The 25,290-nt window shown below is 44.4% G+C and carries 19 protein-coding genes and 1 pseudogene; 15 read left to right on the top strand and 5 right to left on the bottom strand.

What is annotated here, in order from left to right; translation table 11 throughout:
* Positions 1 to 120: 120 nt before the first annotated feature.
* Positions 121 to 1,272, top strand: a pseudogene (ltrA, locus tag GH808_RS03740) (group II intron reverse transcriptase/maturase); the annotation flags it as partial.
* Positions 1,273 to 1,528: 256 nt separating this feature from the next.
* Positions 1,529 to 2,716: an anaerobic nitric oxide reductase flavorubredoxin gene (locus tag GH808_RS03735; RefSeq protein WP_186841450.1), complete on the top strand. Its 1,188-nt coding sequence runs from the start codon at positions 1,529 to 1,531 to the stop codon at positions 2,714 to 2,716.
* Positions 2,717 to 3,169: 453 nt separating this feature from the next.
* Here GH808_RS03735 and GH808_RS03730 read toward each other — a convergent pair whose 3' ends face one another.
* Positions 3,170 to 5,539 (bottom strand): putative bifunctional diguanylate cyclase/phosphodiesterase, encoded by a 2,370-nt coding sequence (locus GH808_RS03730; protein WP_186841449.1) that lies wholly within the window; start codon positions 5,537 to 5,539, stop codon positions 3,170 to 3,172.
* A gap of 484 nt (positions 5,540 to 6,023) precedes the next feature.
* Here GH808_RS03730 and GH808_RS03725 point away from each other — a divergent pair, with 484 nt between their 5' ends.
* The 4 genes from GH808_RS03725 (at position 6,024) to GH808_RS03710 (ending at position 9,791) form a co-directional block, all read left to right on the top strand.
* On the top strand, positions 6,024 to 6,458 hold the full coding sequence (locus GH808_RS03725) for a MarR family winged helix-turn-helix transcriptional regulator (RefSeq protein WP_186841448.1): 435 nt from the start codon (positions 6,024 to 6,026) through the stop codon (positions 6,456 to 6,458).
* 30 nt (positions 6,459 to 6,488) lie between these two features.
* Positions 6,489 to 7,949 carry an MFS transporter gene (locus GH808_RS03720; RefSeq protein WP_207722246.1) on the top strand — a complete coding sequence of 487 codons (1,461 nt, stop codon included), beginning with the start codon at positions 6,489 to 6,491 and terminating at the stop codon, positions 7,947 to 7,949.
* 147 nt (positions 7,950 to 8,096) lie between these two features.
* On the top strand, positions 8,097 to 8,597 hold the full coding sequence (locus tag GH808_RS03715) for a leucine-rich repeat domain-containing protein (protein ID WP_186841447.1): 501 nt from the start codon (positions 8,097 to 8,099) through the stop codon (positions 8,595 to 8,597).
* Positions 8,598 to 8,615: 18 nt separating this feature from the next.
* Positions 8,616 to 9,791 carry an NAD(P)-dependent malic enzyme gene (locus GH808_RS03710; protein WP_186841459.1) on the top strand — a complete coding sequence of 392 codons (1,176 nt, stop codon included), beginning with the start codon at positions 8,616 to 8,618 and terminating at the stop codon, positions 9,789 to 9,791.
* An 884-nt stretch (positions 9,792 to 10,675) separates the two neighbouring features.
* Here the strand turns inward: GH808_RS03710 and GH808_RS03705 are convergent.
* A complete protein-coding gene (locus GH808_RS03705; protein ID WP_186841446.1) occupies positions 10,676 to 13,087 on the bottom strand; it encodes an EAL domain-containing protein in 2,412 nt (803 codons plus the stop codon).
* Between the two features lie 293 nt (positions 13,088 to 13,380).
* Between GH808_RS03705 and GH808_RS03700 the strand changes: the two genes are divergently transcribed.
* The 3 genes from GH808_RS03700 (at position 13,381) to GH808_RS03690 (ending at position 15,000) form a co-directional block, all read left to right on the top strand.
* Entirely contained in the window at positions 13,381 to 13,941 is a 561-nt protein-coding gene (locus GH808_RS03700; protein ID WP_186841445.1) for a GNAT family N-acetyltransferase, read from the top strand.
* A gap of 65 nt (positions 13,942 to 14,006) precedes the next feature.
* Positions 14,007 to 14,165, top strand: coding sequence for a hypothetical protein (locus tag GH808_RS03695; protein WP_186841444.1), 159 nt, complete (start codon positions 14,007 to 14,009; stop codon positions 14,163 to 14,165).
* Positions 14,166 to 14,277: 112 nt separating this feature from the next.
* Positions 14,278 to 15,000, top strand: a complete 723-nt coding sequence (locus tag GH808_RS03690; protein ID WP_186841443.1) for an NAD-dependent protein deacylase — start codon at positions 14,278 to 14,280, stop codon at positions 14,998 to 15,000.
* Positions 15,001 to 15,223: 223 nt separating this feature from the next.
* Here GH808_RS03690 and GH808_RS03685 read toward each other — a convergent pair whose 3' ends face one another.
* From GH808_RS03685 to GH808_RS03675, 3 genes are all read right to left on the bottom strand, one after another.
* Positions 15,224 to 16,306, bottom strand: a complete 1,083-nt coding sequence (locus GH808_RS03685; RefSeq protein WP_186841442.1) for a putative NPN-dependent ornithine cyclodeaminase — start codon at positions 16,304 to 16,306, stop codon at positions 15,224 to 15,226.
* A gap of 158 nt (positions 16,307 to 16,464) precedes the next feature.
* A complete protein-coding gene (locus GH808_RS03680) occupies positions 16,465 to 17,823 on the bottom strand; it encodes a PFL family protein (protein ID WP_186841441.1) in 1,359 nt (452 codons plus the stop codon).
* 9 nt (positions 17,824 to 17,832) lie between these two features.
* The gene (locus tag GH808_RS03675; protein ID WP_186841440.1) at positions 17,833 to 18,102 is read right to left on the bottom strand and encodes an ACT domain-containing protein; all 270 of its coding nucleotides are present in this window, start codon (positions 18,100 to 18,102) and stop codon (positions 17,833 to 17,835) included.
* Positions 18,103 to 18,453: 351 nt separating this feature from the next.
* Between GH808_RS03675 and mraZ the strand changes: the two genes are divergently transcribed.
* The 6 genes from mraZ (at position 18,454) to mraY (ending at position 25,289) form a co-directional block, all read left to right on the top strand.
* Entirely contained in the window at positions 18,454 to 18,885 is a 432-nt protein-coding gene (gene mraZ / locus GH808_RS03670; protein WP_186841439.1) for a division/cell wall cluster transcriptional repressor MraZ, read from the top strand.
* A complete protein-coding gene (rsmH, locus tag GH808_RS03665) occupies positions 18,885 to 19,841 on the top strand; it encodes a 16S rRNA (cytosine(1402)-N(4))-methyltransferase RsmH (RefSeq protein WP_186841438.1) in 957 nt (318 codons plus the stop codon). Before mraZ ends, rsmH begins: the two co-directional genes overlap by 1 nt.
* Positions 19,842 to 19,913: 72 nt before the next feature.
* Positions 19,914 to 20,246 carry a hypothetical protein gene (locus GH808_RS03660; RefSeq protein ID WP_186841437.1) on the top strand — a complete coding sequence of 111 codons (333 nt, stop codon included), beginning with the start codon at positions 19,914 to 19,916 and terminating at the stop codon, positions 20,244 to 20,246.
* A gap of 67 nt (positions 20,247 to 20,313) precedes the next feature.
* Positions 20,314 to 22,725: a penicillin-binding transpeptidase domain-containing protein gene (locus GH808_RS03655; protein WP_186841436.1), complete on the top strand. Its 2,412-nt coding sequence runs from the start codon at positions 20,314 to 20,316 to the stop codon at positions 22,723 to 22,725.
* 213 nt (positions 22,726 to 22,938) lie between these two features.
* Positions 22,939 to 24,315 carry a UDP-N-acetylmuramoyl-tripeptide--D-alanyl-D-alanine ligase gene (locus GH808_RS03650; protein WP_186841435.1) on the top strand — a complete coding sequence of 459 codons (1,377 nt, stop codon included), beginning with the start codon at positions 22,939 to 22,941 and terminating at the stop codon, positions 24,313 to 24,315.
* Complete coding sequence (mraY, locus tag GH808_RS03645) at positions 24,315 to 25,289, top strand: phospho-N-acetylmuramoyl-pentapeptide-transferase (protein ID WP_186841434.1); 975 nt, start codon at positions 24,315 to 24,317, stop codon at positions 25,287 to 25,289. The genes GH808_RS03650 and mraY overlap by 1 nt, the downstream gene beginning before the upstream one ends.
* The last annotated feature ends 1 nt before the right edge of the window (position 25,290 follow it).

Raw genomic sequence — 25,290 nt, 5'->3', positions numbered from 1 at the left:
AAAATTCGATTACTTGATTTTCAGCCATTGTTCGGATTTTTTAATGGCTTGTTTAGTTATGCTTTTTTTATCAATCCTCATTTCTGAAAAAATATTGAATTAACTATTGACTTTTATTAGCTGGTCTACCTGAAAGAAAACCGGAATGAACTCATCGAATCCATCCGAAATGAAAAATATAAACCACGACCCGTTAGACGGGTAGAAATACCAAAAGATAACGGGAAAACACGAAAATTGGGAATCCCAACTGTTGTGGATCGACTGATCCAACAGGCAATCATGCAGGTGTTGACGCCGATATTCGAGCAACAATTCTCAGATAACAGTTATGGATTCAGACCCAAACGCAGCGCTCAGGGTGCCCTAAAACAAAGCCAGAAAAATATCACCGACGGATATAAGTACGTCGTGGATATGGATCTGGAGCGGTACTTTGATACTGTTAATCACAGTCGACTAATACAGATTCTGTCTGAAACCATCAAAGATGGTCGGGTCATTTCCCTGATCCACAAATATTTAAACGCTGGAGTGATGTCAGGCGGTGTGTTCGAGCGAAGTGAGGAAGGCGTACCGCAAGGCGGCCCACTCAGCCCAATTCTTGGTAATATCATGCTTAATGAATGCGACAAGGAACTGGAACGTCGTGGACACCGTTTTGTCCGGTATGCGGATGATCTGATGATTTTCTGCAAAAGTCGGAGAGCTGCCGAACGAACCCTTAAAAACATCGCACCGTTTATCGAAGGGAAATTGTTTCTTCGAACAAATCGGGAGAAAACAAAGGTGGTCAATGTCACAAAAGTAAAATTCCTCGGATACGGATTCTATATCTACCGGGGACAGGGAAGATTGAGAGTTCACCCCCAGAGCATCCAGAAGCTGAAGGATAAAATCCGACAGATTACCGGACGCAGTAATGGAATGGGAATTCAGAGACGAAAAGAAAGACTGCAGCAGATCGTGCGGGGATGGGTCAATTACTTCAAGCTGGCGGATATGAAAAATATATTGAAACCGCTGGACGAATGGATGAGAAGCCGGATACGGATGCTGACCTGGAAACGCTGGAAGAAAATAAAAACCCGCTTTACCAATCTCAAAAAGCTGGGATTGGAAGAAGAACGGGCTTGGATGTGGGCAAACACAAGAAAAGGCTATTGGCGAACCGCCCATAGCCCAATCCTACTGAGAACCCTGTCAAATGACCGCCTCAAGCGGGCAGGATATCCCAATTTTTATGATTATTATCTGCAAGTAACTGTGTAAATTCTGGAACCGCCGTATACCGAACGGTACGTACGGTGGTGTGGGAGGTCGGCTGATCAATTAATGGTCAGCCTCCTACCCGATTTTATAAAAAAGCGAGAGAACTCTCAACTTTGGCTGCTGCTTTATAACACTGCCAAAAGGTTAAAGCCGGAAATTGTGGGTATATGAATTAGCAAAACTGTTTTATCGGAAAACCCGGCAACGGCATGATGAAAAATATCGGTTGTCGGATATTGAGGGAAAGGAAAAAATAATGAAAAAACAAATCAAAAACAATGTCAGCTGGGTCGGAAAAGTTGATTGGGAGCTGAAGCAGTTTCACGGTAATGAATTTTCAACCAATCATGGCTCCACCTATAACGCCTATTTGATCCAGGAAAAGAAGACGGTTCTGATCGATACGGTTTGGATGCCCTATGGTAAAGAATTCGTAGAGAATCTATCGAAAGAGATCGAATTGAGTGCCATCGATTTTGTCGTGGCCAATCATGGCGAAGTGGACCATAGCGGTTCGCTGCCGGAATTGATGAAACGAATTCCGGATGTTCCGATTTATTGTACCGAAAATGCTGTCAAATCGTTAAAGGGGCAATATCACAAAAACTGGAATTTTCAAGTGGTGAAGACCGGTGATAAGTTGGATGTGGGCAACGGCAAGGAACTGATCTTTGTTGAAATGCGCATGCTCCATTGGCCGGACAGCATGGCTACCTATTTAACCGGTGATAATATATTGTTCAGTAATGATGCCTTTGGTCAGCATTATGCGACAGAGAAGCTGTTCAACAATCTGGTGGATCAGTGTGATTTGTACAAAGAGGCGATCAAATACTATGCCAATATTCTGACGCCATTCAGTCATATTCTACGGAAAAAACTGGACGAAATTATCGCTCTCAATTTGCCGATAGATATCATTGCCACCAGCCATGGCGTCATCTGGCAGGATAATCCCATGCAGATTGTCGAGAAATATGCCCAGTGGGCCGGGGATTATCAGGAAAATCAGATTACCGTTATTTATGATACCATGTGGAACGGAACGAAAAAGCTAGCTGAAAAAATTGCTGAAGGTATCCATACTGAAGATCCAGCGGTTGAAGTGAAAGTATTCAACCTCGCCAAAAGCGATGAGAATGATCTGATCACAGAGGTCTTTAAATCGAAGACCGTGCTGATCGGGTCCCCGACTATCGGCGGCAGTATTCTCCACTCTATCGCCGGCTTTGTTCATTTAATGAAGGAACTGAAGTTTAAAAATAAAAAAGCAGCCACCTTTGGCTGTTACGGATGGAGCGGCGAGTCAACCAAGGTCCTGAATGAATGGCTGACTGAAGCCGGTTTTGAGACCATCAACGAAGGACTGAGAAATCAGTGGAATCCCGACTCCGATCAGCAGGAATCAGCCATTGCCTTTGGCAAAATAATTGCTAAAGCCTAGAAAAAAACACGCTAAACAAGATAAAGTGGGTAAAAACTGAATAATGCTAATGTTCAGGGGGAACTGAGAATGAAAAGAGAAAAGATATACTTTGTGGCTGCAATTCTTAGTCTGGGCATATTATTGACAGACAGCATGTGGAAATAAGAAGGGTGTCACTGATTATTCACAAGCCGAGCACTGGTTGAACTTACCCACCACCACGGACAAAGCGGTGGATGTATTTTATCTTTATCCCACAACGTATTCACCTGCTGATCAGACAAATCCCAGTATCAGTACAATTGATGATGCCAGTGGAAAAGGGGTATATCATACCTTTGATTATCCTTTTTATTACTTTAATCTCCGCGAAAATGCAGAGAATCGAACCAATAAGTACTTTGAAAAAACGGGTATTAAGTAAAAGTAAGTTAAAAATTATGAATTGAAAAATAAAAAAGCCGCAGGTGGTCATACCTGCGGTTTTTTCGGAGTGAAATCTTTTAAAAACAGCGCTTCAAATTCTTCAGCGGGAACGGGTCGGCCGAGATAGAAACCCTGAATCTGTTCACAGCCAACCGCCACAAGCGCATCGAGCTGTTCACGGGTTTCGACACCTTCGGCGATGGTCTGGATGCCGATGGTTTTCGCCAGCAGAACGATGGCCTTGACGATTTGCTTGCCTTTTCCGTTGACCGCGATGGAGTCGATCAGTGGCTTGGCGATTTTAATCCGATCAAAGGAAAAGTGCTTGAGTGTGGAAATGGACGAGTAGCCGATTCCAAAATCATCGATCGATATCGACATGCCGATGGATTTGAACAGATCGAAAATTTGAGTCATCCGGTACTCACCGTCCATGGCAATGTTCTCGGTGATTTCGATATCCAGCCAGTTTGGATTAAAAGACTGGTTTTGTGTCAGTTGTTTCAATTCGCTGAGTAAATGCGTACTGTTGAGTTGCTTCGGAGAGATGTTGATGCCCATTTTTAAGTTCTGGTCATACTTATTATTCCACGCGATGATCTGAAGAACTGCCTTCTTCAGAACCCAGATGCCGATTTCATTGATACGATCGGTTTCTTCCGCGATTTTGATGAATTCCACCGGCGTCATGATTTCGCTGTCTTTGGAAATCCAGCGGATCAGCGCTTCCGCGCCGGTAAGTTTGTGATCCGGAATGCTGAACTGGGGCTGATAATAGAGCCGCAAATCCTGATAAAAATCGGTTTTTCTCAGGAAAAGCTCGATTTCATTTCTTTTTTTTGCCTGGCCGTCAATCACCGCATTGTAAACCGCAAATTTATTGATGCCCTGGGATTTGGCATGATACAGGGCAATATCGGCATTTTTTATCAGCGTTTCAAGATCGGAAGCATCCTGAGGATAGATGGAAATGCCAATGCTGACGGCGGGATGGAAAATATAGCCATTAATCAGGACTTCCTGACTGCAGGCGGCAATGATCCGAGTCGCCATGTCGCTGGCGGTAGCGTTGTCTGAACAACCCGTACAGGCGAGTACAAATTCATCGCCGCCCATCCGGGAAATGATCGAATTATCACAGGTGGCCCGGTTCAACCGGTCGGATATTTCAACCAGTACCCGGTCGCCGATGTCATGTCCGTAGGTATCGTTGATCAGTTTGAAGCGATCCAGATCCATAAAGAAAAGGGTGACGGTCTGGCCTGACGGCAGCTTGGCTAGGTCCTCTTCCAGAAGGGAAAGAAAATAGCGCCGGTTATAGAGGTTAGTCAGCGTATCGGTATTGGAAAGATAGCTGAGTTCCCTGTTTTTGGCCAGCAGTTTCCGGTTGGCTTCGCGCAGCTTCTGGGTACGTTCGGAAACGAGGGATTCCAGCTCGGTGTTCAGCTCCATTTCCTTTTTCAGCAGTTCTGCGGTTTTAACAGTGGATTGGATATAAGCATTGCTGGCGAGATAGACAACAAACAAGGTTGTAAAAATAAGAAATTCGGTCAGGACAAATCCCTTGGTCAGCATCACCAGAACGAAACAGGCAGGGATCAGCAGTTCCTTTGAACGCTTTCCGATATTGGTTGAAAACTCCAGTGTAACGATCGTATCCTGGTTGTAGCGGTAGAGATACAGCAATCCACCAATGGCGATGATCAGCAGGGTGCTGATGTAAGCGACATCACTGAATGAATCTGGAGTATAATTGTTGTTGTAGGCGGTGTAATAGTAATAAAAGTCGGATAGGGTGAAAAAGAAAAGGCCGCCGGACATCAAGCGCATGTACATGAGAATTTTTCCGGAGCGGATGGACAAATACCAGACAACGATCCCCGTATAGACCAGGAGGTCGAGGGTAATGGATATGGCCGAAAAAAAACCTTCAACGGTCAGCAAGGAAAGAATCTCAAAGCTGCGGTTGAAAAAGACGATCCAGATCACCAGAATGGCACCCAAAGAAAAAATGATGACGTCAAGAACAAGCTTCGCCAAATTCCAGTTTCTGAATTGATAAATGGCAAAAATCAGAGCGCCCAGCGCCAGAAAGACGTTAGTCAGTAAATAAGTAGTGGTGATTAAGGCCACCTCGGAAGGGTCGATGCCGATGATATGTTCATAATACACCCATAATCCGTCGCCCAAAAACCAGGACAGGCAGGCAAGTGCATAAAACAACAGGGAATACTTAACCCAATTTTTCTGATTGGACTTTAAATAGGTCAGAAAAAGAAAAAAGGCGGCAAGAAAAGCATTGACCGGTGATAAGATACTGCTCAAACTTTCAAGTTGATAAATGACTGAAATTAAATAGGCAGTAAAGGTAAAGCCAATCAGTATTAAAGCGCGGTAATAATTTATTTTTTTCAAGCGCGGTTCCTTTCACGAATAGCCGAAAACTCCGATAGTATTCTGTTGTTTTGATTTCTGCTAGTGTTTTAATTTATAATGAAATATATCGGGATGAATTCACATGGAGTGTGAATTAAGCACTTTTCAATTTTATAATGTAAACCTTAAAATGTCAACCTAAAGCAATAACGGAGTAAAATCGTCGCTTTATTGCATTTTCAGACGGACGTTGGGATTTCTTGAGCGTATCCGGACGGATCGTTTCGGAATGTTCTTCGGGGATGCTTTGATCGGATTGTTTTCTGGAACAACAAATTTTAATTGACTAGTCAATTAAAATGGCCTATAATTTAGTTGATTAGTCAATTGATGGGTGCTCGACTGCGATTACAAAATAGATCGCTATTCGGGTAATGATTAAGCGTAAACCGTCAGTAGGGCAATTGCTGTTGGTGCTTTTTAAATAAAACAATTACTAAAAAATAAAACAGGAGGCGACATCTTGGAAGAAGAAATTATGCAGTTGCTTAAGCTGAATAATAAAATTTTCAGAACCACACAAGTGTATTTGGATAAGGTCCTGAAGAAATATGAATTAAGCAGCGGTTCGTACCCGTATTTGCTGATGTTGCGGCACAAGGACGGCATCAATCAGAATATGATCAGTGAGAAACTGGGTTATGACAAGGCAATGACAACGCGGACCGTCACAAAACTGATCAAACTGGGTTATTTAGAGAGAAATAAAGATGAAAGCGATCATCGGGCCAATAATATCTATCTGACGCCAAAAGCCAGCGTTGTCATTGAGAACATCCTGGATGAAATTCATGCGTTGGTTCGGTTGATGACTGCCGATATGGATGATCAGGAGAAAATCAATACCGTCAACTCTTTAAAAAAAATGCTGACAAATGCGAGAGAACTCAACAGATGATGATTAACAAAATAAAAACCAGGAGAAAAAATGGAGCAGGAAATTAATAATAATATTAACAAAAACAGATGGCTGATTTTATTCGTCGTCGTGATGGTCACGTTTATGTGCACCCTGGATGGCAGCATTGTCAATGTGGCATTGCCAGTCATGTCAAAAGTTCTGGATGTCACAACATCAGGCATTCAATTGATTGTAACCAGTTATTTAATTGTCATCGCAGCGACAATTCTGGTTTTTGGAAGGCTGGGGGATATACTGGGCAAGGTGCGAGTCTTCAAGTTTGGGCTGGTGCTCTTCACGTTGGGGTCCTTATTCTGCGGTTTGACCAGTTCCTTTTCCCTTCTGGTCCTGGCCAGAATCATCCAGGGAATTGGCGCCGCGGGCTGTATGGCAAATAATCAGGGGATTATCACAGCTGTATTTCCGGCAAATGAAAGAGGCAGAGCGCTTGGTACAACCGGTACTTTTGTTGCTTTAGGATCGCTGGTTGGCCCGCCATTGGGTGGACTGATCGTCGGTGCTTTCAGCTGGGAATACATCTTCTTAATTAATGTCCCTGTCGGCTGCATCATTTTCTTTCTGGCGCTTAAGATACTTCCTAAAAGCAACCGAACGGTGGCCGGAAAATTGGATGTGACAGGCGCGGTATTGTTTATGCTTGCCATCATTCCTTTGTTTGCCGCCATTGGTAAAGGTCAGGAAATTGGATTCAGCCAGCCGATCGTTTTATCCGGTTTTTTCATTGCCATCATCGCGTTTATCGCCTTTGTTCTGGTGGAAAAGAAGAAGGCTGAACCGCTGCTGGATCTGGAAATTTTCAAGAACAAACTGTTTTCGCTGAGTCTGTTTTGCGGATTTCTGACTTTTGTCGCCATATTCTGCACCAACATCATTCAGCCTTTCTATTTTCAGGATGTGCTGGCGTATTCGCCGTCTTTTGCCGGTTTGGTGCTGATGATATCGCCGATTATTTTGACGGTGGTGTCACCGTTTTCCGGTTATCTGTCCGACAAAATCGGTTCAGAAATGCTGACGTTTGCCGGATTATTGATGACAAGTCTGGCGTTGCTGTTGATGTCCACCTTAAACGATCATTCTTCCCTGACAATCATTGTGATTTATATCGCGGTGTTATCAGTGGGAAATGGATTGTTCCAGTCACCCAATAATTCGCTGATCATGTCCACGGTGCCAAAGCATAAACTGGGCATTGCCGGGAGCACGAACGCACTGATAAGAAATCTGGGAATGGTCTGCGGGATCGCCCTGTCTACCACCCTGTTGTACAACCGAATGAGTGATAAGATCGGCTATCCGGTGACGGATTATGTGGTGGGAAGAAATGACGCATTTGTATACGGCATGAGCATTGTGTATATCGTCGCGGCGGCAATTTGCATGATTGGTGCAGTTTTAACGGCCTACCGCTTGTTGAATCGGAAAAGCCGCCGGGAAGATATCGTCATACTGGAAGAAATAAAGAAGTGAGGGTAATCTTGACTTTGAGGCAGATTTCAGAAAAGAACCGATGGCCAACTTTCGATACCTGTTATCATTTACAAAGTGGGATGTTTGCTATAAAATAAAAGCATTGTTTTATTTTTCGGTATAATGACGATTGAAGAGGAGAAAAAAATGTATCATTATTATTATAAAAAGGAAGATTTTGGCGTCTGCCTGATGGAATGCAAGGGTGATGGCAAAGAGGCTATCATGCCGGTTGATCAGGATATTCTGGTGGTGTACGATGATATTTTCAAAGGAAACAAAGAATTGGAACGTGCCGAGTTCCCGGATTCAGTCATTGAAATTGGCGGCTTTGTTTTTGACGGCTGCGAAAACCTGAAGCAAGTGAAGCTGCCATCAAACCTGAAGGATTTTTGGCAGTATGCAATGACCAGATGCGGCATCGAAGAAATCGAGATACCCGGAAGTGTGACACGGATCGCTTCATTCGCGTTTAACCAGTGCGATCAGTTGAAGACGGTCAAGATCAACGAGGGGACAGAAAAAATTCTGGCCTGGGCATTTAAGGATTGCGCGCAGCTGACCGATGTATATTTACCGACAACGATTAAGGAAATTGATGACCAAGCTTTTGAAGGCAGCCCGAATGTGGTGCTGCATCGGAAATAATTATTAAAGGAGGGTATGATGGGAATAAAAGAGGATGCGTTAAGACTACATGAAGAGTGGAAAGGCAAACTGAGCATCGACAGCAAGGTTCCGGTAAAAAACAAATACGATCTATCTGTCGCCTATACCCCGGGTGTGGCCGAGCCCTGCCGAATGATCCACAAAAACAGGGAAGATGTCTATAAGTACACCGGAAAAGGAAATACTGTGGCGGTGGTCACCGACGGTTCCGCGGTATTGGGGTTGGGCGACATCGGCCCGGAAGCCGCGCTGCCGGTTATGGAAGGCAAAGCCGTTCTGTTCAAAGAATTCGGCGGCGTGGATGCTTTTCCCATCTGCATTCCATCCAAAGATGTGGAGGTCATCATCAATACCGTCAAAATGATTGAACCGGTTTTCGGCGGCATCAATCTGGAGGATATCGCCTCCCCGAGATGTGCGGAAATTGAGAGAAGACTGAAAGAGGAAATGGACATCCCGGTTTTTCATGATGACCAGCACGGTACGGCAGTGGTGGTGACAGCGGCGCTGATCAATGCCCTGAAAGTGGTTGGAAAAAAATGGGAAGACGTGACAGTTGCCATGAGCGGCGCCGGAGCAGCCGGATCGGCGATCATCAAGATGCTGTTGAATGTCGGCGTCAAGGATATTATCGCCTGCAGCAGCAAGGGAATTCTCTGCGGTGGAGAAACATACAGCAACTGGGTTCATCAGGAAATTGCGGATATGACCAATAAGAACCGGATAAAAGGGACACTGGCTGATGCCATGAAGGGGGCCGATATTTTCATCGGGGTTTCCGCGCCAGGAATCGTCACCGGGGAAATGGTGCATTCGATGGCGGAAGATGCTATTGTCTTGCCGATGGCCAATCCGGATCCCGAAATTGACCCGGAACTCGCATTAAAAGCAGGAGCCAGGGTAGTGGGAACGGGACGGTCAGATTATCCCAACCAGATCAACAATGTTTTGGCATTCCCGGGTATTTTCAGAGGCGCATTGGATGCCAGAGCCAGTGACATCAACGAAGCGATGAAGGTTGCGGCCGCAGAAGCGATCGCCGGCTTGATTCGCGCGGAGGAGCTCAGCGCCGACTATATCATTGTGCCAGCCTTCGATCCACAAGTTGGTAAGGCTGTGGCCAAAGCCGTGCATCAGGCGGCTGTTGATTCCGGTGTGGCCAGACTGCTTTAATTGAGGCGGTGCTCATCATCGCACACCGTTAGTTGCAGCGGGGCTTTTGACAGCGTTTCATCAGAAAGATGACCACAAATCAATAACAAAAAATGCTGAAAGCCGATTCTACATTTTTATTTGCAGAACCGGCTTCAGCTTACAATCTCTGTTGTCATCTTGTCCGACTCACCTCTTTCTTTGTATCAAAAATCTTATTTTGACTTTTCCGGCATCAACGCTTCGCTTAACGGTCAGGAATTATCTTACTTTTTCAATTGGAAATTTTTTCTGTCAGTTATGTCCGGTCTTTTTCCAATGTCATCAATTTCAGAATGATCTGTTCTTTCGTCCAAATCTTTCCCGTTTACCCTTTAATCACTTTGTCTTTTCAGGAGGATGTTTCATTCTTGATCTGTTATTTTTTATTATGGATACCTTCCCATTTCGATTGTTTGTTGAGATGTGTTTTCCATAATACGAATACCGATCTTAAACTAATCTTTCCCGATTTTGGATGGCTGCGGATACTTGTTCTAAAAGTGTGCGGCACATCATAACTTAGTGATTGATAAAATCAGGTTTTTGAGTGGGGATTTGATACTCATTCTTTTCCGCTTTTTTATTGATTCTACCAGGTCGGTTAAGGAGTTGTTTGATTTTCAATGATCGAAATCATTCAGCCTGGAAAAGTTTGTCTGATCTTTGATTCGTCTTCATTATAACACCAATTCGCAAAAAGTACATAGACAGAATGTAAACGTTTGTAATGAATTTGTAAAATGATCGCAGGATACAGAAGTCGCGCAGATTTTGGTGTATCAATGGAGCGGTCAGAATAAAGACAAGTGCCTGCTCAAATACCCGGGTATTTGAGCAGGCGCTAAGCTGCTATTGATCGGCGGCTATTCGTACTGATCGAGCACCAGCGGCAGTTCCAGATCAGAAACGGGTTTCGAAAAATAGTAGCCCTGTATCTTATGACAGCGCAAACTCTTTAAAATCTGGAGCTGTTCTTTTGTTTCTACGCCTTCCACCACGATGGTCAGTCCGATGCTGCGGGCAATCTGGATGACGTTATCCACAACTTCAAAAGAAATATCATTATAGGCGATGTCATCCACAAATGATTTGTCAAGTTTTACCGTTGTGATGGGAAGTGATTTCAAGTAGGTCAGGGAAGAATAGCCGGTTCCGAAATCGTCCAGGGCAATATTGATATGCTTCTCTCTGAAAAAATTGAGCTTTTCATAGGCAATATCCATCGAGTGCATAAACACTGTCTCTGTAATTTCCAGTTCAAGATAGTCAGGATTCAGCCCGGTTGCTTCGAGAATATTCAATACGCTTTTTTCAAAATCCTCATTCAGAAGCTGGATCGTTGAGACATTGACGGAGACACAGTAATCCGAATGGTGAACCTGGTTGTATTCCATGATGAAGCGACAGGATTTTTCAAGGATCCAGTTTCCTAATTCGACGATGAGATTGGACTCTTCGGCAATCTTAATGAATTCGAAGGGGGGGATAAACCCGCGGACGGGATGATTCCATCTTATCAGCGCTTCCATACCATCATAACGGTTCAGTTCCAGATCGAATTTCGGCTGATAATATAGTTCCAGTTCCTCGTTTTTCATTGCCAGTTTCAAATCCTGCTGCAGCGAGGCTTTGCGTTGAATCGCTTCATTCATTGAAGGATCAAAGATCATGAAATTGTTTTTTCCATTCATCTTGACCCGGTTCATGGCGAGTTCCGCTTTCTTCAGCAGCATTTCCAGGTCATCCTTGCATTTTTCCGTGCAGACTTCGCATCGTGTGCCGTTGCAACTGTCGTTATAGGAAATGCCGATGCTGACACTCGCACTGACGCTTTGATCATAGACGGTAAAGGCCTTTTCAAAAACGGAAAGGATCAACTTGGATAAATTCGTCACAGCGTCACGGTCATAATAGCCTTCTTTGCAGATGGCAAATTCATCTCCGGAAATACGGTATACTTCATATTCAGGCCATTCCTTTATCAGACCTTTTAAAACCGTTCCCATTTGAATCAGCAGGCCATCCCCGATACGATGACCAAATAAATTATTGATGTATTTTAAATTGTCCACATCAAGATAATAGACGACAGACAAGGCGTCCTGATTCTTAATCAGCGGATTGCTGTTGTATTTTTCATAAAGAAAGACGCGATTTGGCAAACCGGTAATGGCATCAATATAAGCCGCCGTTTCCAGCTTTTTCTGCCCGGCCACCAGTTTTGCAACCATTGTCTGCATGGTGGTCTGAAGAATATCGATTTCCTCGTTTTTCGCCTTCGGCATATTTTCGATAATGGCATATTCATTTGCGGAAATTGTTTTCATTGCATCGGCAACCCAGCGAATGGGCGCGGTGACATTGTTTTTCAGCCAGCGATTCGAGAAGCCGTAAAACACAATAAACAAAAGAACGCCTAAAATTGAAAGCGATATCACGATATGGTTTCGCATGGTATAGATGGAGAGCATGGATTTGCCTAAAAACAAGGCACCCACCGGTTGCTGGTCTGAATTTAAAACAGGAACATAAGCAACCATATAGGGTTCACCCAAGATCTTGGCTTTCCCATAATACTCATCGCCCTGATCAAGAACCGTGGCGGCGATGGAACCGTCCAGTGTGGTGCCGACCTGATTCACATCGTTTTTCATAATGGTGGTTGCAATGCGTTTGTTTCCGGCAAAAATGGTCGCATCGAGAGATGTCGTGCTTTTGATATATTCAACAATATCCTGATTGGCAATTGGCTGTCCAACCAGAATGCTGCCGATCGTCTTTTTATTGGCGTCGATGATGGGATAGCGGCAGAACAAATGCAATCCCGTTTCCGCACTGCCATCTACCCATAAAGTGGGTTCGGTGTTATTCGGATCGGATTTTTGTGAAGCCATGTCCAGAACACGCTGCTCACAGGCGAGGGTTTGATACAACACCGTACCGGCACTGCTGAGTTGAACAAATTCAACCCCGGTGTTATTTGCATAAACGATATATTTCTGTACGTCCTGTTCGCTGATGGCGTCTTTTTGTGAAAGCAGGTGAGTGGAAGGATCCACCAGTCCCTCGGTAAAGGACAGAAGCTGTGTTTTATGATGGTCAATCACAATTTCTTTGAATTGAGAAACCCCTGTTGAAATGTTATGGGTCACATCGTCTTCATAGATGGAAAAGAAAATATTGATGGCGATAATGAATCCGATGGTGACAATTAAAAAAATAATGCTGAGAATAAATAGATTCAACTTAAAATGAAGGGTGTTCTTTTTAAACATTATTTTCTCCGTTCCGGGTCAAGCGTTACTTTATGAATTCTATTATATCTTTTTATAAAGTTAGACACAACTGAATTGTAAGCGTTTTTTTCGCCAAATCCAATTTTTTAGATCTTTTTCCAGTTTTTTTTCTGTTTTAGCATAATTTCATTGAAAAGCGGAGCTGGGTAATCTAAAATTAGATAAATTCCAAAGTGGATTGCCACAACCGGGTTAGCGTGCGAAAAATGGAGCCGGTTGATGGTTCGTTTACTGATTGATTGAATAGAACGGACAGACTGGAGGCAATAAAAATGAATCATGATATTACAATTCGCATCGCAACCGAGGCTGATGCGCAAGAACTTCTGGATATTTATGCGCCCTATGTGACGGATACGGCCATTACCTTTGAATACGAGATTCCCACCATCGCTGATTTTAAAGGGCGGATAAAACGAACGCTGACAAAATACCCCTATCTGGTTGCAGTACTTGATGATAAAATTGTCGGCTATACCTACGCATCTGCCTTTAAGGGGCGGGCCGCTTACGACTGGGCGGTTGAAGTGACAGTTTACGTCAGGCCGGACAGCAAAGCGAAGGGAATCGGAAAAAAACTCTACAATGCCCTGGAAGAAACCCTGAAAAGACAGCATATCATCAACCTGAACGCCTGCATTGCCTATCCGAATCCGGGAAGTATCGGTTTTCACGAGCAGATGGGGTATAAAATAGTCGGACATTTTACAAAATGCGGCTATAAATTTGAAACCTGGTATGATATGGTTTGGATGGAGAAAATGATCGGTGAGCATCCGGTTCCGCCCAGAAAATTCATCCCGATTACGCAGTTGGCAAATAATTGTGAGTAAAAGTGACGGGAAAGTCATGATGGCCGGACGCGAATATCGCTTGAAATTAGCGAGATAAAAATCCGTTGATCAAAGCTGTCACCGATGCGACGGATATGGATATGCCGGCGGGGATGGATGACTACAACGTGTTGGAATGTACCCGGGCGATCTTTGATGCATCGTTGCGATGCCGGATGCCATACAGAATCTTCAGAAGAGAATCGTCACGGAGTGGCTGCTGACCTCCGGTGATGCAAAGATTTATCATCTTGATTCAAGTAAAATGGCTTTTGATATGGTAGAATGGTTTTAGAAAGAAATTGAAGAATAAGCAAAGGAGACTGAGAAGAAAAAATGACAGCAGAAATTAAAAAATTACAGGAAATTGTGGATCAGGCAAAGAATATTGTTTTTTTTGGTGGGGCAGGAGTCTCCACGGAAAGCGGCATTCCCGATTTTAGAAGCGTGGATGGTCTCTACAACCAAAATTATGAATATCCGCCGGAAACCATTTTATCCCATGAATTTTTCATGGATAATACCGAGGAATTCTACCGGTTCTACCGTAACAAGATGTTATGTCCGGAGGCCCGCCCGAACAAAGCCCATATCAAATTGGCGGAGCTTGAAGCGGCGGGAAAACTGAAGGCCGTGATCACCCAGAACATCGATGGGCTTCATCAGATGGCCGGGAGTAAAAATGTGCTGGAACTGCATGGATCGGTGCTGCGAAATTACTGCATGAAATGTCATCAGTATTATGATGTGAAAATCATTGCCGGAACCGAAACAGTTCCCAAGTGCTCCTGTGGCGGAACGATCAAGCCGGATGTGGTTTTATATGGGGAAGGTTTGGACAGTGATGTCATGAATCGATCCGTTTCCGCGATTGCCAAAGCCGATGTCCTGATTATCGGGGGAACTTCATTAGCGGTTTACCCGGCAGCGGGTCTGATTAATTATTATCGGGGCAACCATCTGGTTTTGATCAATAAATCTTCGACACCCATGGACGATATGTCAAATCTGACAATCAATGGAAAGATCGGAGAAGTGCTGGGAGCCATTAAACTATAAAAAAAATATCCGGCAAGGAGCGATCATGGATTGGCCCTTGCCGGATACTGTGGATAAAATACTAACGTAGTACCGATAATTGTTGCATCGTGTTGTATGCATCATGGCGGACACGGCGTTAGCCTGTCCGATCTTGTAGCATACAACCGATTAACAATTGTCGGTACGGGGTTTGTTGACAACCTGAGAGCGGTTTTGTTGTGAAATCGCTCTTTTTGTGCGTTTATTCAGGCAGATTGCGCTGGAGATTGACCATAAAGTCCTGGACGTTGGTGATGATGGCTTTGGAACTCAGGCTCCCGCGGTCTTTAAGCTTGTTGACCACAAATTCAGAGATATCAATGGAATAAAAATAGACGGGACGCACCACACCGTCAACAACCTGGTAGGAGGGTGTCATATTGCCGGTTGCGATGGTGTGAAGCTGAGTGGCCAGGCAAATCACGGTCGTGGCTTTTTTGGTATGTGTCCGCAGAGCATCCTGGGCTTCGTAGGCGTCTGCATAGACGCCGGGTAAAGGTCCATCATCCCGGATGGAACCTGCTAATACCATTGGTATTTCGTTCTTGATACAGGCACTGACGATGCCGTCTTCGATCTTGTATTTTTCAATCAGTTTTTCGAACGAACCGCAACTGCGCGCACGGTTGATGGTTTCAATATGGTGGTAATGTCCCATTGATTTATTCTCTTTGGAATAAATATCCTGTCCTAAAGCGGTGTTGAAAAAATGAGACTCCAGATCGTGAGTGGCCAGTGCATTTCCGGCAAAAAGCGCATCCACATAGCCGGAACTAATCAGGTGCGCCATGGCGTTTCGGGAATCCTGATCAAAAGTCACCGCCGGGCCGAGAACCCAGAGAATATAACCGTGCTCGCGTTCAAATTCCAGCAATTCATAGAGTCGGTCATAGTCTCTGGAATAAGCAGTTTCTCTGGAATTCGAAGTTCTGAATGAAAAATTATCCCCTTTGTTCGGCTTTTTTGAAAAGGCAAAATGATCCACATAGACGCCGTTTTCCCCGCCTTCCTGACGGCCAACCACAACCGAGTCTCCTTTTTTGACGTTTCTGAACTCGATGGCTTGCGGAAGATCATCAGTGATGACAACAACACAGTCCATCCGGCTTTCGGACATCAGCCGCCAGTTATCGTGAATTTTAAAATATTCGGGGTAGATCGTGGTGGCATAAAAATTTTCCGGCACGACGCCGTCCAGGGGAGCGGGCATGGTGCGGACGTTAGGCGCCTTTTGAAAGAAATCTTCTGTGAAATCAGGGGAAATATAATCGGGCAATGTAAACATAAATGAACCTCGCTAAGCTGTTTTTTTCCATTATAACACATTACGGTGATGGCACTGAATAAGGTTGGTGAAAAATTAAATAAAAAAAGGGCTTTCGCAAAACAAATTTCATTTGTTTTGCGATGACCTTTAAAATAACATTGGTGCTTTTATAAATGTCAGTTTTTGAAGCTATGAATCGGGGCAGGAATATGACCGCCACGGTTGATAAAAACAGAGGAGTCATTTTTATTAACCGGCATGATCGGCGCATGTCCAAGGAGACCGCCGAATTCGGCGGTATCGCCAACGCTTTTTCCGTACACTGGAATAAGTCGGACCCCGGTCGTTTTGTTGTTGATGACACCAATTGCCGCTTCATCAGCAATGATGGCGGAAATAGTGGTCGCCGGGGTATCGCCGGGAATGGCAACCATATCGATGCCCACTGAACAGACGCTGGTCATGGCTTCCAGTTTATCAAAGGTGAGGGCGCCGCATTCGACGGCTTCAATCATGCCTTCATCTTCACTGACGGGAATAAATGCGCCGCTGAAACCACCAACTGAGGTTGAGGCCATAATCCCGCCTTTTTTTACAGCGTCGTTCAACATGGCCAGTGCGGCAGTGGTACCGTGAGCGCCGCAGTGTTCAAGTCCCATCTCTTCCAGAATACGGGCCACACTGTCGCCGATTTCCGGGGTTGGCGCCAGGGATAAGTCCAGAATGCCAAAGGGAACGTTAAGTCGTTCGGCGACGGTTGTTCCGACCAGATGACCGGCACGGGTGATTTTAAAGGCTGTTTTTTTAATGATTTCCGCCATTTCACCGAAGGATGCATTTTGGGCTTTTTCCAGCGCGCGTTTGACAACACCGGGGCCGCTGACGCCGACATTAAGGACGGATTCAGCTTCGCCCACGCCATGGAAGGCGCCGGCCATAAAAGGATTGTCTTCCACCGCGTTGGCAAAAGCCACGAATTTCGCGCAACCGATGGAGTCGGCATCGCGGGTGAGATAGGCGGTTTCCTTGATCACTTCGCCGATGCGTTTGACGGCATCCATGTTGATACCGGATTTCGACGAGCCGAGATTTATTGATGAACAGACGTTATTGGTCGTTGCCAGTGCTTCAGGAATGGAATCAATCAGAATGCGGTCGCCCTTGGTAAAGCCTTTTGGAACCAGGGCAGAAAAACCGCCAATGAAGTTGACACCAACCGTCGCAGCGGCGGCATCAAGCGTTTTTGCGTATGCCACGTAATTCAGGTCATCGCTGCTGCCGGCAATCAGTGAAATCGGGGTTACCGAGATCCGTTTATTGACAATGGGAATACCCAGTTCGGTCTCAATCCGTTCCCCTTCTTTTACCAGATTTTCGGCCAAACGGGCGATTTTATCGTATATTTTTTTTCTGCTTTTTTCGCCAGAAGAATCAATACAGTCAAGCAATGAAATCCCCATGGTAATGGTGCGGATATCCAGGCGTTCTTTTTCAATCATTCTTACCGTCTCAAGGACGTCTTTAAACATTGTCATAATTCAACCTCAAATGGTGTGCATTGCATTGAAAAGATCTTCATGCTGAATGCGGATGGACATGCCGATCGTGTCAGCTATTTGTTCCAGCTGGGTTTTTAATTTATTAAAATCAATTGACATATTATCCAAGTTAACCAGCATGATCATGGTGAAAAAATCATCCATAACGGTCTGACTGATGTCTTCAATGTTGACATTGCTTTCTGCTAAAATTTTTGACACATTGTAAATAATTCCGGTGCGGTCTTTTCCGATAACCGTGACTACTGCTCTCATTTTTCATACTCCTTAATTTTCATTATTTTAATAGTTTAAACTAAAACCCCTATAATCACAAGTTATAATCTGGAATTTTAAGGTGAAACTGTTAAAAAAATGAAATGTAAACGTGGTGACAGCGGCAGAAAACGATTTAATGGCGTTGCCGTGATGTGCTTGTCAACGCCCGGTAAAAAAAATATTTTTTAAAGCATTCTGATATAAAATCAATACAAATGTTGTTAATTTTTAACAAAATAAAACCCTGTTTTTTTCTTAATAGATGTCTGTTCAACTTGTGAAGGGTGGTGGAGTGTGGTATAATGTGGAACAGAATGGAAGAGCAAAGTAAGAAGGAGGGGAATCTGAATGTTTTTTGGAGAATATGAGCATAATATCGACGATAAGGGAAGATTAATCATTCCTTCAAAATTCAGAGAATCTCTTGGCGGTCAGTTCGTCCTAACGAAGGGGCTGGATTGTTGTCTGTTTGTTTTTTCCATGGAAGAGTGGGAAAATTTTGAGAGCAAATTGAAGTCTTTGCCAATATCGGACAAAGACGCAAGGGCCTTCACCCGTTTTTTCTTTGCCGGTGCTGCCGATTGTGAATTGGATCGACAGGGTCGAGCCAGCATTCCGATTTCGCTTCGGAAATATGCAAAAATCACAAAAGAGGTGACCATCATCGGCGTTTCAAATCGATTGGAAATTTGGGACAGTCAGTTATGGTCCGGCTATAATGATAATGATGATTTAAACTATGAGGACATTGCCAACAATATGGCAATGCTAGGAATTTAATGAAGCCAAATACATTTTCTCACACATCCGTTTTATTGCGCGAATCAATTGAAGGCCTGTGTATTCATCCGGCGGGCGTTTATGTGGATTGTACATTAGGCGGCGGCGGGCATTCCCAATGGATCTGTGAAGCTTTGGGAGAAAATGGGATTTTGGTGGGCATTGATCAAGATGATTTTGCCCTGGATTATGCAAAAAAACGCCTCGAAAATTATACCTGCCAGCGTTATTTTGTGAAAAGTAATTTTGCCAGTTTAGCCAAGGTTCTGGAGAGCCTCCATCTCTTTGGAATCGACGGTATTCTATATGACCTCGGGGTTTCATCATTTCAACTGGATGATGATACCCGAGGCTTTTCCTATCATCACGATGGACCGCTGGACATGAGAATGAACCAGTCTGCCGATTTAACGGCAGAAACAGTTGTCAATGACTATCCACCCGGAGAATTAAAAAAGATCCTGTTTCTGTATGGGGAAGAAAAGTTTGCCAGCCAGATAGTAAAGTCCATAGTGAAAGCCAGAGAAGTTAAACGGATTACATCAACCCTGGAATTAAGTGAGATTATCAAAAGAGCTTATCCTCCCAGGGAACGCAATAAGGAAAAACACCCTTCCAGAAAAACATTTCAGGCGATTCGCCTGGAGGTTAATGGTGAATTAAAAATATTAGAGGATGCTTTGTCGCAAGGGCTTGATGCACTTAAACCGGGAGGACGGATGTGTGTGATCACATTCCATTCCCTGGAAGACCGTGTCGTCAAGCATTTCTTTAAAAACAGAGCCAACCCATGTACCTGTCCACCGGATTTTCCACAATGTGTTTGTGGAAAAAAGCCGGAATTGAAAATAATTTCAAGAAAACCGATCGCGCCGGGGCAAGATGAGCAGGAACAAAACCGACGTTCTCGAAGTGCAAAACTGCGGATCATTGAAAAGCTGGGAACAGGAAGCTGATTTAACATTAAGGAGAGTTCCATGGCGACTGCAAGTAAAAAAAAACGAAGAGCCAAACCCCAGAAGAAAACAATGAGCTTTGATTTGCTCATTGCTTTTTGCTGCTTTCTGGCATTTGGGGTGATGGCGGGACTTTTGTTTCAACATTCGGTGATTACAGAAAAGAATACAGAAATTCTGAGCCTTCAAAAAACACTGGATGCAGCCGTTCTGGTGAATGACAGTAAAGAAGGTCAGTTGGTTACAAATATGGACTTGCAAGCCATTGAAGCCGAAGCGAGAGGTTACGGTATGACCGAGCCGACGCAAACACAATATCGGAAAGAGACGGTTGCCAAACAGGAAAAGAAGACAACTGAGACAGAGACAGAAAAAGTAAAAAGTTGGTTGCAAAATTTATTTTAAACGATAGTTTGCTTTAAACGGTTTAGGGCGAACGGTCGAAAACCTGAATAGATTCTGGAGAATAAATGTGAATAGAAAAAAGAAGGCACAACGGGAGATTGGACCAGTCAGCAAGCAGAATAAGATTCTACTTGCGATGGTTATACTTTCATTGTGCTTAATTATTGTTATAATCAGATTGTTTTCCCTGCAGATTATAAATTCGCAAGGGAAATACGAACGACAGGTCGATCAGCTGGTTGAGGAAGTGCCGATTACCGCATCGCGAGGCGATATTTACGATCGGAACGGGAATGTGCTGGCGAAAGATTCGTCCGCGTCAGCGGTTAATGTCATCCCCTTTCAAGTTGAACAACCGGAGCGGCTGGCGAAGACACTCAGCAGCAAACTTGGCTTGAAAGTTGAAGACGTCATGGCCAAGATTTCGGTCCTGGAAAATGATATCGTTGAGGTCAAAACAGGGATCAGTCAATCGACGGCAGTGACGGCTTTAAGCCATAATTTCCCGGGAGTGACGGTTGAAGACAATGTCCTTTATTTTGAACCGATCAAAATCACCGATCCTGATGCCGTTGCCAAGTCGCTTGCCAGCGATTTGGATATGGAATATGATGAAATTCATGATCTGGCGACAAGAAAAGAAAATACCGCCGTTCTGATTAAGGGCAAAGTTGATAATGCCCTGGCGTTGGAGCTAAAAAATTCCGAAGCAATCAAAAATGATGCCGGAGAAATTGAAAGCTACAACGGTGTTGAGTTGCTCAACGATTATCGGAGATACTATACCAATGGCAATTTTGCTTCCTATATTCTGGGATTCACCGGCGCCGATTACAACGGACTTTATGGTGTGGAAGCGACGTATAACGATATCTTAAGCGGTGAAAACGGGGTCGTCTATTATCAGAAGGATGCCGATGGAAACCAGATTGCGTCACAGACTAAAATCCTCAAGGAACCGGTTCAGGGGCAAGATATTACCTTAACCATCGACAGCAATGTTCAATTGATGGCTGAAAAAGCAGTGGCCGAAGCGGCCGCAACATGGCAGACAAAAAGTGTTACAGCCATCGTTATGGACACAAAAACCGGTGAGATTGTCGCCATGGCATCAAATCCGGATTATAATCTCAACGACTCGGATACACTGGATGCAACCTTCACAGCTACCCATTCTGAGGACATCAAGGGAATGACGGATTCGGAAAAATTGCTGGAAATGTATCAGAATCCGGCAGTCAGTTTTATTTATGAGCCGGGTTCAACTTTTAAAGCGCTAACCGGCGCGGCGACCCTTGAAGAAGGGGTGGTCACACCGGATACAACGGTTTATTGCGCCGGATCCATCCAGGTTGGCGATGCGGTTATCAACTGTTCGACGGGACCTCATGGAACAGAGACTGTTTCCGATGCGATTGCGACTTCCTGCAATCCCGGTTTGGTTCAAATGATTGAAAAACTGGATCCGGATGTTTTCTTCCAGTATGTTTACAATTTTGGATTGGGTCAGAAGACTGGAATTGAGCTGGATGGAGAAGAATCGGGGATCATCAACCGTCTTTCGACAGCCAATGGCGGAATCAACCAGGTGGATTATGCAACCTTTTCTTTCGGTCAGGGATTGGCCGTTACACCAATTCAGATGATCAGTGCATTGAACAGTGTTGTGAACAACGGATATTATCAAAAACCGACGATTATTTCCAGTAAAACAAAGGGCACTGAAACCGAAGAATCGCCTAAACAGATCATTTCAACTGAAACCTCTTCAGCCATGCGTGAGATTATGCGGAAGGTGGTACAATACGATTCAAGCATGACCGCCCTTTCTGAAGGTTACAGTATTGGAGGAAAAACGGGAACCGCTGAGAAATTCATCGATGGCGCCTATTCAACGACGAAATATGTTACTTCATTCTATTGTTTTGCACCGGTTGAAGACCCGAAGTATTCCGTCTATGTTGTTCTGGATGAACCGAAGGCAGGCGCTTACGGCAGCACCAGTGCAGCGCCAACGGCAATCAGTTTGATGGAGCAGACCCTGAATTATAATTCCGCAGATACAAACTTAAGTAATGTGAGTGCCGAAGCCGTCCAAAAAGGCAGCATTGTGGTTCCGGATCTTGTTGGGCAGACCAAGGCGTTTGCGGCCAGTATTCTTGACGAAAAAGGGATCAAATACAGCTTCGATCCGGCTACCGCCGGCAGCCTTGTAATCAGCCAGAGCATTCCCACTAACACCGTTTATGATGCGAGTACTGAAATTGTCCTGGGCTTGGGCGATTCTACCAGTAATACCAGCGGAACCGTGGTGGTTCCGGATGTCAAGGGGCTTTCAATTCAAAGTGCCAATGAGATACTATCCGGTTTGGGACTCAACCTTAAAATAACGGGTAATGGTTTTGCTTCAAGTCAGACACCGGCCGCCACAACGGTTGTGGAAAAAGGCAGTGATGTTAGTGTGACATTTACGCCATAGTAAAGATAAAAGAAAAGCGAGGGGGAAATCCTTGCTTTTCTTTATGTGGAAAGTTTGGTATAATATCACAGTCTTTTGGAAAAAAAGAAAAAATACAGGGAAATAAGCGACTCGGTATCTTGCCGTTTTGCCGACGCTTGCTAAGTGAAGACAGGTAATCGTCGGCCTTTGTGTGAATAAAATTCTGGAGAAAGATCAGGTAAAAATTTATCGATGGACAGTATCAGTATTGATGAAATACTCGGAATCACCCGGGGGGAATTACTTCAAGGTGAACGGGATTTAAAAATAAAAAACGTTAAGATTGACAGCCGGAAAATACAAAATGGTGATTTGTACATTCCGATCATCGGCGAAAAGAATAATGGCCATGAATATATTGAACAGGCTTTTTTAAATGGTGGCAGCGTGAGTCTGACCCAGGAAAAAGATCGGCCGTTTCCAGAGAAGATGACTGTCATATTAGTGGAGTCGACTTTGGAAGCCATGAAAGCGCTGGCGAGTTTCAACCGACATCGCTATCAGTTGCCGGTGATTGCTATTACAGGAAGCAGTGGTAAAACGACCACTAAAGATCTGGTTGCATCGGTACTTGCCCAAAAATACACAACACTCAAAACCGAAGGAAATTTTAACAATGAATACGGCATTCCCCAAACGCTTTTCAATCTGGGACCGGAACATGAAATGGCGGTGATTGAAATGGGAATGGATCATCTGGGAGATATTTCAAAGTCGATCAGGAGTGTTGATCCCGACATTGGTGTGATCACCAATATCGGCCTTTGTCATATTGAACGTCTGAAAACGCAGGAAAATATATTTCTGGCAAAAAAAGAAATATTGCAGACATTAAAGAATGACGGCATGGCACTGGTCAATGGCGACGACGGCTTTCTTAAAAAGCTGAAAGAAGAAAAAAACAGCTATCAGGTTCAAACCTTCGGAATAAACGATCAGCAGAGCATTAAGGCACTTGAATATGTCTCCAACAGCAGTGGCCTCCAAATGCTGGTGGAATGGGAAGGGAAAAAAGAAAACTATTCTTTTGGCTTTCCGGGCGTACATAATGTTTATAATTGTCTGGTTGCAATTTGGCTGGGACATTTTTATAAAATGACGCAACCGGAAATACAAAAAGGTCTGGATGCTTTTGTGCCGAGTGGCAACCGCATGAATATTTTTTCAATCGGAAAGATAAAAGTGATCAATGACGCTTATAATGCGAATCCGGATGCGATGAAAGCATCACTTGATGTGCTGGAAACCGTCGGAGCTGATTACGGACGAAGGATCGCCGTGCTAGGAGATATGCTTGAGATGGGCGATTTCGGCCCGGCTGCGCATTACGAAATTGGCGAATACGCAAGAAAGAAAGCGGATGTTCTCATCGGTGTCGGCGATTTAGGAAAAGAGATCTGCAGGGGATATGGCCAGAACCGAAACGATGTTTATCACGTCGCAAATGCGGATGCGGCGGGAGCGTGTCTCCGGAAAATCATCGCTTCGGAAGATATTGTGTTAATTAAAGCTTCCCGCGGAATGGGTCTGGAAAAAGTGCTTGATTATATTGAAGGAGGAAACAAATAATGGAAATTCCGGCTTTTAAATTAGGATTAGTTGGACTGCTTATTTCTTTTGCGGTCGTTTATTATGTTACTCCGCTTATCATTCCGATGCTCAGACGGTTGAAATTCGGACAGGCGATACGGGAAGAAGGACCACAAAGCCATCTGGCAAAATCGGGGACCCCGACGATGGGTGGTCTGGTCATTCAGTTGGGCGTGATCATCGCTTTCATTCTGCTGTCATTGTTAACCCGGATCTGGGATTTTTTCCCACTGATCGTCATGCTGTATTTTGGCTGCGTCGGCTTCATCGACGATTACATCAAGGTTGCCCAAAAACACAATCTCGGCCTGCGCGCCTGGCAGAAAATTGTGCTTCAGTTTGTGGGCGCATTGGCCATTGCCTTGTATGCCTACTATTGTCCGACCATCGGTTCAACGCTGATCGTGCCGTTTATGAGCCAGCCGGTTGATTTTGGCATCTGGTACGTGCCGTTTACCGTTTTTGCCGTCATTGCCATTGTCAATGCCGTGAATCTGACGGATGGACTCGATGGCCTGGCCGCAGGAGTAACCCTGATTGTGTGTATTTTCTTTTTTGTCGGATCGATGGTTTTATCGGTAACCGCCACGACGGTTTTTATCGGTGGTGTCATCGGCGGCTGCCTGGGCTTCCTAATGCATAACTCCAATCCGGCGGATATCTTTATGGGCGATACCGGTTCGATGGCTTTAGGTGGTGCCGTTGTGGTAGTGGCAATCACGACTCAGCTGCAGATATTTTTACTGATTGCCGGCGGATTGTTTGTGATTGAGGCATTATCGGTGGTTATTCAGGTAGGTTATTTCAAGGCCACCAAGGGAAAACGCTTTTTCAGAATGGCGCCGATTCATCATCATTTTGAATTGGGCGGCTGGAGTGAAACCCGCGTTGTAACAGCCTTTTGGGTTGTGTCCGTGATTTTTGTGATCATCGCATTCATTAGTTTAGTTTAGG

The organism is Acetobacterium fimetarium, from assembly GCF_014284475.1.
GTDB lineage: Bacteria > Bacillota > Clostridia > Eubacteriales > Eubacteriaceae > Acetobacterium > Acetobacterium fimetarium.
Note: the sequence above shows the minus strand (reverse complement) of the source record. Positions and strands in the feature narration are given on the sequence as shown.